An 11,994-nucleotide genomic window follows, 5' to 3' on the forward strand; every position below is an offset into this window, starting at 1 on the left:
AACTTTTCTGGAGTTAAAACGCATGGCAGTTATCGGCTCATCGCTTACGGAACAAGTAGAGCAACTCTATAAGGAACACCGCAGCTGGCTATCGATTTTTATTCAGCGTCGTACAGGTTGTCCTCAGGTTACAGCTGATCTTATTCATGATACTTACTTGAAAATTTTAACCAGTGGCCGGCTTCCCAAAAAACAGGACTCAAAACGATTCCTCACGCATATCGCTAAAGGACTGTTGATTGACAATTATCGTCGTAAACAAATTGAGGAAGCTTATCAGGATTATTTACTGCAACTTCCACAAGACCATGCTCCTTCCGCAGAAACACATGTACAGATGATAGAAGCGCTCACTGAAATTGATGCTCTGCTGCACCGTTTACCCGACAATGTTCGTGAAGCGTTATTGCTCAGACAACTGGATAATCTCAGTTATAAAGAAATTGCCAAACGTATGAATGTCTCGGTTTCCTCCGTGGAAAAATACATTGCCAAAGGCCTGCAGGCCTGTATAGAAGCCGCTATCGAAGATCGTATTTAACTTGCCATTTAAAGTGAGTAATTAATCGGTACCGTCAATGTCAGTTGCAATTCCTCAACCTCATCCGGTAAGGCTGGCAGAGGTTCTGCCCGTCGAATAAGCTCCTGAGCGGCGCGATCCAGTACATCTGTACCGCTGCTTTGCACTAACCAAACATCCATAACCATTCCATCTCTACTCATGGTAAAAGCAATCCTCGGACTTCCTTCTCGACCTTTCCGCCGCGCCTGACTGGGATACTGTTTGTATTGCGCCAGATGCGCGTGTAAGCGATGTTGCCAATTGTTTCTCGCCTGAACAATCTGTTCGTTTAGTTTCCCGCTGCGTTGAGCAACTGCGGTTTCAGATTTAGTCTCAACATCAACTGTCTGAGGTGCTGTCGTTTCCGGAGCAGAATGTTCGCTAACGCTATCAGAAACCACCGATGGCTCTGATTCGGATTTAAGCTCTGGCTCTGGCTCTGGCTCTGGCTCTGGCTCTGGCTCAGATTCTATTGCGGGTTCGCTTTGCAGATCTGCTTCTGTATCCACTTTAAACGCATCGATATCTGTTCTTTCCAGCGGAGAAGAATCGGTTTTAATAGGCTCTTCTGGCTGAAGCCGGACTGCCTCAGACTGTTCGATATCATCTGGCAATTCAACCATAACGGGTTCATCAGGAGCGGCCACTAAAGGCGATACCATGGCAATTTCAATCGGAACCGCATCGGGAATAACCGGTGGTCTTGACGACGGAAACCAGAGAAATGCCCCCAGCACAATGCCATGCACCAGAAGGCTAAACAGTATTCCGGTGCCGAACAGTATCCGCCATGTGTAGCGATTAAGGATCGACACTTCAGGCTCCGCTGGTTTTCTCAAGCCCTACCAGGGCAATCTTCATGTAACCGGCTGTTCCCAAAGCAGTGATAACCTGCATTAATTCTTCATAGCTCAGGCGTTTGTCTGCCCGTAGAAAAATGCGCGTTTCCCGATCTGGAACAAGTTTCAAGAATTGCTGTTCCAGTGTCTCCAATGTAAGCCTGTCTTCGTCATTCACTGTCAGCGTCATATCAGCTTCTACTGAAAGATAAACCGGTTTCTGCTCTACCGAAGGTGGCTGAACAGAGGTGGTTGGCAGATCAATAGGAATACTGGCAGTTGCCAATGGCGCCGCCACCATAAATATGATCAGTAACACCAGCATTACATCAATAAATGGCGTGACATTTATGTCATGATTTTCCGGTAGGTCCTGCTCACCCGTATGGTTTGAAAATCCACCTATCACGCGCTCACCGCTGCTGCTTTTTTGATTTGTGGAAAATCAAGTGTCGTAACAGGAGAAGCAAGACTTTGCCGATCCAGATCACGACTCACCAGAATTAATAAACTGGTTGAAACATCGCCCAGTAGGGAACGATAAGCGGTAATCTTACGAGAGAAATGATTGTAGATAACTACAGCAGGAATCGCAGCGATCAGGCCCATGGCCGTTGCCAGAAGAGCTTCGGCAATCCCAGGCGCAACCACCGCCAGATTAGTTGTCTGTGAACGTGCAATGCCAATAAAGGCATTCATAATGCCCCAAACGGTCCCAAATAAACCGACAAAAGGAGCAACTGCCCCCACTGTTGCCAAGATACCCATTCCAGTACCCATAGAACTGGCTTCAGCAATTTGAATGCGCTCCAATCTGGCAGCAATCCGTTGTTTAACGCCCTCATCTACCCAGGCATTTTCCTGTCTGGACAAAGTAAGTTCTTGTTCGGTGACATCAATCAATGTTTGTCCGGCACTTACTGCCGGTTTTAATTCGTGAACTTCGGCAAATCGGTGTAATGCCATAACTTGGCTCAGCAGTTTTTTCACCTGCTTTCTGGCACTTGCTAGCTGCAGCCATTTTGCCAACCATATCGCCCATGTCAGCATGGATGCGGCCAGCAACACTAACATCACTGACTTAACCACCCAGTCAGCTGCCTGATACATTCCCAAAGGGGAGAGATCGTGAGCCACATCTCCCATCTCTTTTTTTTCAAGAAGCTCTTCTTGTTGGAGATCTAGTGCAGCATTGTTTTCCACGTTAAGTTGCATGTTTTGACTGGCTGAACCATCAACCTGTTCAGTATCAGTAACTTCGGTTTTATCTGTGGTTACAGCTGGAGCCAACGTATCCTCCGCCATAACCGAAACAACCATGGTTAGCCCCAAACACAACGGAATTATCTGTTTCAGTAATGTCATTAATTATTTCTCGTTTTCACAGCTTAACATTGGCATTTCAGGTCGACGGGCCAACCAAATCATCACTAATGCCATCATGACTGGCACGGAGCATTTCACCCATACCGGCGCATTAGAGGAAATCAACAGCATAGTGCTGAGTAACATGCTTAGGCCAGCGATCCACTTGGCTCGCCGAGGAATAGCTCGATGGGTTTGCCTTTGCTTAATCAACGGCCCAAATCGTGGATGTGCCAATAACCAATCATGTAATTTAGGCCAGCCATTGGCCGAAGCCCATACAGCTAACAGCACAAACTCTGTGGTAGGAATACCGGGAAGAATGACCCCAATAAAAGCCAATGCGACAAAAAATAATGCCAGCAAACGCCACAGTGCTATTTTTAACATTAGCCAGCCACTTCTTTTTTACCAGTGACCATAATTTCATCAACGGTTTCAGTCACAAAATAAAAAGCCTGTTTGGCTGCATCCAGAGCTTGTTTTCTTTGCAAATCATTAAGCGTCAAACTATCCAGTATTGCTTTGAATTCACGCCAATGGGTGGCTCTGCCATCACTATGCGCGGCCATATGTCTGGCACCATAGGTCTCAGACAGACCCAATGAATTTTTAACGTGTTTAAGCAGCATGGCGGCGCCCAGTGTCGAACCTTCAATGGTGTACAACCAGCCTAGACCAGCATAGGGATCAGTAATTTTAAAAAGCTGACCTAGCTGCTGATCATGTTGCTGCAGTTCAATTGGAATAGCTAAATCAGCACAGTCCTGCAATACGGCATTTAATCTACTGCGTTGCTCGATTTCAGGGATAAGGTTATTGATCTGTTGATTGTGATAAACCTGCTCACCAGCTGAGTGCAAACGAAGTTGCATCCGTAAAAATCCTTGATAATGAGCGTTATCGGCAAAAGGGTTAAGCTGCATAACACGTCGATCCAATTGATCATGTATCGCATGAGTGCCTTCTTTCAGATACACCGAAAATACTTCTGAATCTACTGATTGTGTCATTTTTATATCCATTAAATGATAGGGGTTATCTCTTATACCGAACGAGATGATGATTTCCGTAAAAATAAATACGTAAGATTCGCATTTATTTATTTTTCAATTCTCTGGCACGCTTGGAATAAGCTGTAGCTTTGCTAGGTTTTCCCCAAGAGTTATACAATGCGGCGAGATTATCCAGAGCAATCAACAGACTGTCCTTATCGGCATATGTACTGCTATCCAGCAGCTTCAATGCTTGTAAAAATAATGGTTCAGCTTTCGCATATTGCCTTTGGTTGTAATAGATCGTTGCGCTGTAGGTCGCTATTTTTGATGCTTCAAGAGGTCGCAAATTCAGCTTGTCGTGAAGTAATAGACTTTGTTCGAATAAAGCCAAAGCCGCTTTATTGTCTTTTTGCTGTAGCTTGAGACTTGCCCGATTTCCCAGAATCAAAGCCTGCTCAATGGAATCACTTTTATTCAGCTCTGCCAGCAGGGTGAGTGCCTGTTGGTAAAATTTGTCAGCCTGCTCATAGTTTTCATCAAGTTGCTGACGCAATGCCAGTTCGTTGAGGTGCATCACACTGGCCAGGCTCGGCGTGGTTTGTTGCTGCCGTAACAGTAATGCCTGCTCACGTATTGGTGTAGATTTGGCTTGCTGGTGGCTATCTTCATAAGCTGTTGCCAGTAACTCCAACACCAGCAACTGACGCTCATTCTCCGGCGATGACTGTTGCTGCAATAACTGTCTGACCTGCTCAAGTAATTCAATTGCCTGTTTATTCTGCTGCTGTGCTATTTGAATCTGTGCCAGTAACATACGCAAATCCACCGAGTCTTCGATAGATTCTGGCTGGTGATTAAACTGGCTGTGTTCCGGAAAGCCAGCTAACGCTTTTTTAATCACACTTTCTGCCTCGGTAAATTGTTTTTCCTCTGTCAGAATATGAGCCTGTGCTAATACTGCCTGCCACAACTTATTATCACCGGTACTGTTTAAGGCAAGATAGTCGTTGATAGCCTGTTGATAAGAGTGTCTGGCCCGCTCGGAGTTACTGGCCTGTTCTAATAATTGCCCCTGATTGAATAACAACTGACTCAGTTGTTCATGGGGTTCTCCAAATGCCTGTCGGCTCAGTTCCACAGCCTGATTTATCGCTTGCAGCGCCTGATCGACCTGCCCTTGGGCTGAGTAAATATAGGCCAGCATATTTAAACTGCTTGCTTTATAGGCAGCGCCATTGTCTGCCTTTTCAGCAACGCGGATGGCTTGTTGAATTGTGTGTTCCGCCAACAGATAGTTTCCATCCTGATAGGCTTGTGTCGCTTGTGATTGAAACTGCTGCCAATCGGCCGTTTCAGCACGGGATTGCAGGCTAAAAGCTAATAAGCCTAGGATCAGTAAAAAAGCATGAAAAGAGCGCATAACATTCTCGATTTCGGGATTAAATTGATCAGAAACGTTTTTCCAGTTTCAGGCTGACACTGTTGCTGTCATAGGAATATAGCCAGTCCACATTGCTCTGCACTTTTCGGTGTTTAAAAGTTAGATTAGGCTCCAATCCATAAACAGCGAGGGTCGGAAAACGCAGAATAACGGTATAGTTTTGTTCGAAATCCTTACGCTGCTCATCCAATAACGCATTAAATGCATCATGTTCTCGTTCCCGTAATGACACGAAAAGCACTGCATTAATATGCTCATTAAAGTTCTTGGCAACACCCGCCCTGACACCAATTTGTTCATATGCATTTTGTTCAACTTCGGCTGTTTTACGGGTCCAATCCAGACCGCCAAATAATGTCCAGTTATTTGGCAAGCCATACCATGCTGTGGCATAGCTAGACCAGATACCACCGTCGTACTGGTCGGCAAGAATGTCTTTTCGGTATTGCTGATCCTTATAGTCTGCTTCCAGCTTGAACATCACTTTGTCGGTCAGATAATGCAGCCATTCGCCATGCAAACCCGCAGCTCCGTATAGCGAATCATTACCGTAACGAACAAACTCAAATGATGGTGCTAAAGAATACTGATTACGCATATCGTGGTAGCTATAGCCGAACTGGGTGCTCAACTGGCTTTCGTTATAAATCGAATGATCTTTATAACTTTGCCCAAACCATAACGAACGGAAAAACAGACCATGATGACCAGACAGTGCAAAACGTTTGTTTAACGTCAGCTCATAATCCACTCCATGCGATTTAACAGCTTCCGGGGTGGCACGTTCAAACAGGCAAACCGAGCCGTAGAAAAACAGACAGCTGTAACTTTCCGATGTCTGGTTTAGATTATCCGACCAGGTTGGGCCTAATGCGATAGAACCTTGCCATGCCTGACGTTTATCAACCGCTTGCAGAAAGCTGTCGACGGTAGTGAGTACACCCTGCTGGCGAGCATCTGCCGGATTAAGCGACTGAGCAATCTGCTGAAACATGGCTTCCGATTCGGCATCTTTGCGATTTTCAAACAGCACACGTGCCAGTTCCAGCTGACCGAGCATAAAATCCGGTTTAATATCAAGCAGTGTTTTAAATTCTGCTTCGGCCTGTTGCATATTGCCCTGCAGTCTGGCGAGAGAGCCCTGAGCATAGGCAATCAACATTGGATCTGCATTGGCAAAGGTCTGATATTCATCCAGAAAATAAATCACTGCGGGCCATTGTTTCTGTTGAATCGACATGTATAACGCTCGCCCAACATCATTCACATCATGTTTGATCGTGTAAGTCTTACCATCAATCGTTAAGGTCGGACGCTCTCCTTTGAGGTAATCCTCATCCTTGAGGATTTGGCGTTCTTGCTCATTTGATTGCAGATCAATACTTTGATTCAGCCGCAGAGAAGTATCCTTATCATCCGCCCAGCCGTTCTGAGTGGCTAATAGACTGATAAAAAGTACTGCAACGATCGTCAATCTCCGTGAAGAAACAAACGTTAAACGTAATTCAGGCAACATAATTCGGCTTCGGTAATAAAAGAAAAAGCCAGATGCCCGAAGGCATCTGGCCATATTTCATCCATGAAACAGCAATGATTACTGAGCACCACCAAATGCGGTGTCCAGGTCACGGTTGCTGGTGAACTTGGCAATCCCCGCTAACGCAGCAGCATTGGCACCGAAGAAGTGACCTTCAGCGGTTCCACCCACACTACCATTTGCTAATGCACCACCAGAAAAGCTAGCATTCGAACTGTTAATAGCTGCATTAATAGCAATAGTAAGCCCCGTTCTACTCATAGAACCAGACAAGTTTCCTGTACCGAAATTTGCATTCAACGTGCCTGTCAGCAGGTTGCTACCGTTATAGTTATTAATACCATTTATGTTATATGACGCTATGCCTGTTGTTGGCATCGTGGTATTTTGCGATTCACCTGCATAGTAAACGACTCTGGTAGGATCGTTGGTTGTACCATTTTGTGACCATTCACCAAAATAGACTTCATTGCCCGAAATTTTGGCAAAGTCAAAATAACCAAGAGCTGCATGAGATGGTGGCATCATTGCTGGTGTAATAGTATTGATACCGTTACTGTCATCAGCGACCATACTATCCAAACCGCTAAAACTAACCATAGCACCAGAATGAAAGTCAGTGACGCCCACACCCGGAGCACCTTCTGTACCTGGATGGTCGATGCTTGTATCAGTAGTTCCACCGACGGTAATATCACCGAGATAACTCTGACCAGACACTGTTGTTGGATCAGCTTGAGTAACACTGGCCAGACCTAACATTAACGCTAGAATAGACAGTTTATTTGTGATTTTCATGGCATATTCCTTATTCATTAAAAAATAAAATTAGTTCTCGCTTTGTTTGTTAAACGTAGTTTTTTCTATATATCACCTCCCTTTGTTCAAAATTTAGCCGTCAGACTGAGTTTCACAGTCCTACCGGGTGCTGGAATAGCCGATCGGCTCATCGGATCGAGGTAATATTCGTTAGTTAAATTTGTACCTGTCAGTTCAATATTCAGATCGTCGTTTAACTGATAGCTGGCATACGCATCGAATAACAGAATTGTGTCCCAGGACAATGGTGTATTGGCGAAATAGGTAATTTCAGTGGGATCACGATAATTACTATCGAATTTGTCTTCGTGTCTGTAGTAGTAGGTCACTCGACTGCCCACCTCCAGTTTACGTTTTAGGAAACGTCCCCCTAACGTCCAACTGGCGGTGTATTCAGGCATGGCCATACTGACGAGATACCCCCCCACAAAGCCATCATCAACACAATCACTGGTAGATAGGTAATCCAACATCACAGCGGAGTGCTCATCACATACCTCATTTCTAAAGTTATAAGCCACACTGAGGTTGGTAAAAAACCGTCCTGTGTCATATCGTCCCTGGAATTCGATGCCCTCAATCGTTTGTTTTTCCAGATTGCTGAAGTTCATATTAGGATCACGTTCAATGACATTTTCGGTGCGATTGTAGAAATAGCTGAGTTTTAGATCGGCATATTCAGCATTGACCCATCTGGTCAGGTTTTGCACGTAACCCAACTCATAGCTATAGATATGCTCAGGTTTTAGTTGAAAATCCGGACTGGGTAATGACGCTGAAAAACTGATGGTGTTTTCAAATAGACTTGGGAAACGATATGCCTGACTATGACGAGCGTAAACACGGCTATCGTTGGGTAAATCAAGCGCTGCAGAGAGAACGGGAGCCCAACCATCTCCTTTAAGATGTTTAACTTTTTGTATGGTCTGCACATCACCCGTTTGTCGTATGCCATTATGACAGGCAGTTATCTCTACTTCTGCATTCAGGCACGGATGATTGTTTCGGCTATATTTTCCCTTACTGTTTTTTTCCCAAACAGCACTTTCAGTCATTGAGGTAGTGGTACCTATTTTGTCCAATTCCGTTTGAATCAGTGCATCAACATCCGCACCAAACATTTCATAAAAGGCGCGATTGGCTTCAAAATTATCTATAGCGGGCTGAACATCATCCTGAGTAAGAGTGTAGTCATATTCATAATGAATCGTTTGTCCAGTAATTGGGGTATATCTAGTAAAACTGGTATCACCTGCATCCAGTCTACTTTTACGAAAATCATCAAATGTCCAGAATGACGAGTAGCGCATCCCCGCATCAATGTTGATAACGCTGGTAGGTTTCCAGGCAAAGTTAAAATTAAAGTCTTTTTCCTGCCGTCGACCTTCTTTGGGAACCATGCGGAAAAGACGTTGTAAATCCGGATCGTCATAGTTATCGTCACTACGCAATTGTTCATGCTGATAGCGTCCACCCAGTGTCAGGTCGAGGTAATTCGAAAGTGAAAAAGTATTACTTAATGTCAGACCATTGCGTTTTTCAATTGCGTTTCGCAATGCGGTATTGATGAGCCGATGGTCACCAGAGGCTTCTCTTTCATAAGGTTCATTAGGGTAGCCACCCGCGGTATAAGTGTTACTTACTGTGTCGGTTCTCCAGACACTGGCATAGAAGTCGAGCCATTGGTTATTTTCAGGATTTAGTTGATATTCGACGTTATAAGCTTTGCTATCGACCGTGCTTAACGGCCACTGTGGCACGCCGTCATCAACTGCTTTGCTCCAAAGAATACGGGAAGGAAAAATTTCGCCGTAGGTAGTATCTGTTTCACGATATCCAAAAGTTAGATTGTGATTATCACTGAACTTAAATGTTGCCTTAGCTAGCCAGGATTCCATTTCACTGGAGGTGTTCGGTAGTTCATCACCGGGCTTATAGACATTGGCTAAATCAGGGACCAGACTTTCTTGGATATTTTCCGATCCACGTGAGTAAAAACCATCCTCATGTTTACCGGAAAAATGATTGCCTTTTTTACGGTAAGCGTACGCCCCCATTAGATCGAAAAAATCCTGACGAGTCCCTATCGCAAGTCGATAAGCGTAGTCATCCCAATAACTTTGGCCACCACTATGTGGCTCAACTAATAATGTCGGATCGTAGATATCACCAGAAGCAGTAAATCCCGGTATGTCGGTATAAGGAGTTCCAGTTGATAAACGAGGAACGTCTGCAGTAACGGCATTATTACTTCCCTCAACTTTAAGTTCACCACCAAACTCTTCGCCGGGTTTGAGAACGTCATCAACTGTCAATGTGGAGGCTACAACCGCCCCGCCTATCCCGCTATGAACATTTCGTTCCAGGTTAGGACCTTTTAAAACCTGAACACTGCCAATCAGATTTGGATCAATATAACTACGATTATTTGCGCCGTTATAACCACGCCATATCGTAATAGCTTGTTCAGTTCCGTCAATGGTGACAGGCACACGGCCTGGCCCTTGTATGCCACGAATGTTGGGGTCAAGCCCTCCACTGTTACGGGCATCCGAGCTGTATACATTGAGCATGCCACTCAGCATGTCTGCTGGAGAGGAGCCTTTAAATCGTTCAAGCTCCTGTTTTCCTGCATAAGTGCTTGAAATATTTTTGTCGAATACATCGTTATAACCCTGCTCATCACGGGTAAAGGCAAAGCTTTTACCCACCACATCAATTGCATCAAGTTGCACAGATCCAGCGAGATTATTTTCCGGATAAATCACATCGGGTGAACCAATACGGTAAGCCCCATCGGCTTGCTGGATAGCAGTTAATCCTGTGCCTTGAAGCAATGTGCGTAAACCATCCAAGGCACTGTATTGGCCGTTCAAACCACGACTAGTTTGTCCTTGTAACAAGGAGCCATCCAGATAGAGTTCTAGTCCGGCTTCCAAGCCAAAATGATTTAACACCTGATCCAGATTGCCTGCTGGAATGTTGAACTGCTGAACCTCGGACAGAACCGTTTCAGCAACAACAGGCAATGCATAAAATGGCGCTATTCCTGCCAAGGACAGGCTAATTACGATGGGTTTTAGTCGTGAAAACTGTCGCGACGACATACGGGTTCCTTACATTTCTCATCAAGTTGTAATCTGTATACCGAATGAGAACCTTAAACCCGTAAATAAAATCTAAATGATTTGTATTTGCATATGAAATAATATGGAATGAGGTTGGTAACGTACTTTAAATCTGTTTAAAAAGAGCAATTAAACAGGAAGCATGGTGATCCAATAGGAAGTGAATGAATGTAATCTGACTGGAAGAATTTCTGTTAATTGCTTAAGTATCCGGTCCGTGTCCAGCAAGGAAAACACACCCGTAACCGTCAATGAAGCCAATTCAGGACTGACCCGTAGCATTCCCGAACGGTAACGTGACAACTCATCAATAAACTCATTCAACGGCATATTGGCTACAGCCAATTTGTGGTTAGTCCAAGCCATATTGGAGGTATCAGCAACAAAGTCCTGTATAAAACTAAATCGAGTAAAATCGGCTCCAAGACCCGATTCAATAATGCTTGTACTGTTAGATTGTGCTGGTTGGATTTGGACCCTTCCTTGATATACAGCCAATCGGGTTTGTTTATCCATTGTTCTTACGGAAAAACTCGTACCTAATGGTCGCAGCACCCCCTCTCGGGATACCACAGTCAAGGGCACATTATGTGAAGCGGTTTCAATATAAACCTCCCCTTCATGCAACAGGATTTCACGTTTTTTCTGATCAAAATTAATATCAACTCGGGTTGCGGTATTGAGGAACAGTCGTGTTCCATCTGCCAAAGTTAAATCTTGTATTTCACCAGTTTGAGTAGCGTAATCTGTCGAATTGATAGCCTTTGAACTAAAATAACCGGTGCCGACTACCCCCAGCCCAATACCGAGCCCACCATAAGATAAGAACTGGCGACGTGAAACTGATTTATGCTGTCTTAATACTCTGCTGTCAATTTCAGGATCAGGTACCAGACGGAATCGTTGCTGTAACTGTTGCACCTGCTGCCAGGCCTGCTCATTTTCTGCGGCTGACTCACGCCAGACCTGACAGGCCAAATGATCTTTTTCTGTTGCATCATCAGCCCATAATCGAGCCATCCAAACACAGGCCTGTTTAATGGATTGTTTCGACGTTGGTTGCACGTCCAAGGTTTTATCAAACATTATTTATTTCTCGGTCTAGCTAAATACCTTGTGGTATTTTCGCTAAACTCGCCAACAAAAACAAATAATAATCATTTAGATTTGGTGGTCAGCTTACGGCTTCTGCTGAAAGACTCATCAATAAAAAAGTTAAATCTGTTGTCTCATAAGCTTTAGATAATAAATTGCAGCCACAAAAAAGGGGCGATAAACGCCCCTTTCTCAATCAAGCTTTTAGCA

Annotated in this window: 11 protein-coding genes; 1 reads left to right on the forward strand and 10 read right to left on the reverse strand. The window is 44.5% G+C overall.

Going from position 1 to position 11,994, the window contains the following annotated elements; genetic code table 11:
* Positions 1-22 precede the first annotated feature (22 nt).
* Positions 23-541 carry a sigma-70 family RNA polymerase sigma factor gene (locus A9E74_RS10285; protein ID WP_069296566.1) on the forward strand — a complete coding sequence of 173 codons (519 nt, stop codon included), beginning with the start codon at positions 23-25 and terminating at the stop codon, positions 539-541.
* A gap of 8 nt (positions 542-549) precedes the next feature.
* Here A9E74_RS10285 and A9E74_RS10290 read toward each other — a convergent pair whose 3' ends face one another.
* The 10 genes from A9E74_RS10290 to A9E74_RS10335 all read right to left on the reverse strand — a co-directional run bounded on the left by A9E74_RS10290 (position 550) and on the right by A9E74_RS10335 (position 11,775).
* Complete coding sequence (locus A9E74_RS10290; protein WP_245652142.1) at positions 550-1,377, reverse strand: energy transducer TonB; 828 nt, start codon at positions 1,375-1,377, stop codon at positions 550-552.
* 1 nt (position 1,378) lies between these two features.
* Positions 1,379-1,810: a biopolymer transporter ExbD gene (locus A9E74_RS10295; protein WP_069296540.1), complete on the reverse strand. Its 432-nt coding sequence runs from the start codon at positions 1,808-1,810 to the stop codon at positions 1,379-1,381.
* On the reverse strand, positions 1,807-2,766 hold the full coding sequence (gene exbB / locus A9E74_RS10300; protein WP_069296541.1) for a tonB-system energizer ExbB: 960 nt from the start codon (positions 2,764-2,766) through the stop codon (positions 1,807-1,809). Before exbB ends, A9E74_RS10295 begins: the two co-directional genes overlap by 4 nt.
* A 3-nt stretch (positions 2,767-2,769) precedes the next feature.
* Entirely contained in the window at positions 2,770-3,156 is a 387-nt protein-coding gene (locus A9E74_RS10305) for a YbaN family protein (protein WP_069296542.1), read from the reverse strand.
* Positions 3,156-3,779, reverse strand: a complete 624-nt coding sequence (locus A9E74_RS10310) for a biliverdin-producing heme oxygenase (RefSeq protein WP_069296543.1) — start codon at positions 3,777-3,779, stop codon at positions 3,156-3,158. Before A9E74_RS10310 ends, A9E74_RS10305 begins: the two co-directional genes overlap by 1 nt.
* A gap of 85 nt (positions 3,780-3,864) precedes the next feature.
* Positions 3,865-5,184 carry a tetratricopeptide repeat protein gene (locus tag A9E74_RS10315; protein WP_069296544.1) on the reverse strand — a complete coding sequence of 440 codons (1,320 nt, stop codon included), beginning with the start codon at positions 5,182-5,184 and terminating at the stop codon, positions 3,865-3,867.
* A gap of 28 nt (positions 5,185-5,212) precedes the next feature.
* Entirely contained in the window at positions 5,213-6,775 is a 1,563-nt protein-coding gene (locus A9E74_RS10320; RefSeq protein ID WP_245652143.1) for a surface lipoprotein assembly modifier, read from the reverse strand.
* Between the two features lie 24 nt (positions 6,776-6,799).
* Positions 6,800-7,540: a Slam-dependent surface lipoprotein gene (locus tag A9E74_RS10325; protein ID WP_069296545.1), complete on the reverse strand. Its 741-nt coding sequence runs from the start codon at positions 7,538-7,540 to the stop codon at positions 6,800-6,802.
* Positions 7,541-7,626: 86 nt separating this feature from the next.
* Positions 7,627-10,668 (reverse strand): TonB-dependent receptor, encoded by a 3,042-nt coding sequence (locus tag A9E74_RS10330; RefSeq protein WP_069296546.1) that lies wholly within the window; start codon positions 10,666-10,668, stop codon positions 7,627-7,629.
* 150 nt (positions 10,669-10,818) lie between these two features.
* Positions 10,819-11,775: a FecR family protein gene (locus A9E74_RS10335; RefSeq protein ID WP_084003040.1), complete on the reverse strand. Its 957-nt coding sequence runs from the start codon at positions 11,773-11,775 to the stop codon at positions 10,819-10,821.
* Positions 11,776-11,994 lie beyond the last annotated feature (219 nt).

This window comes from Methylophaga muralis, from assembly GCF_001720165.1.
GTDB lineage: Bacteria > Pseudomonadota > Gammaproteobacteria > Nitrosococcales > Methylophagaceae > Methylophaga > Methylophaga muralis.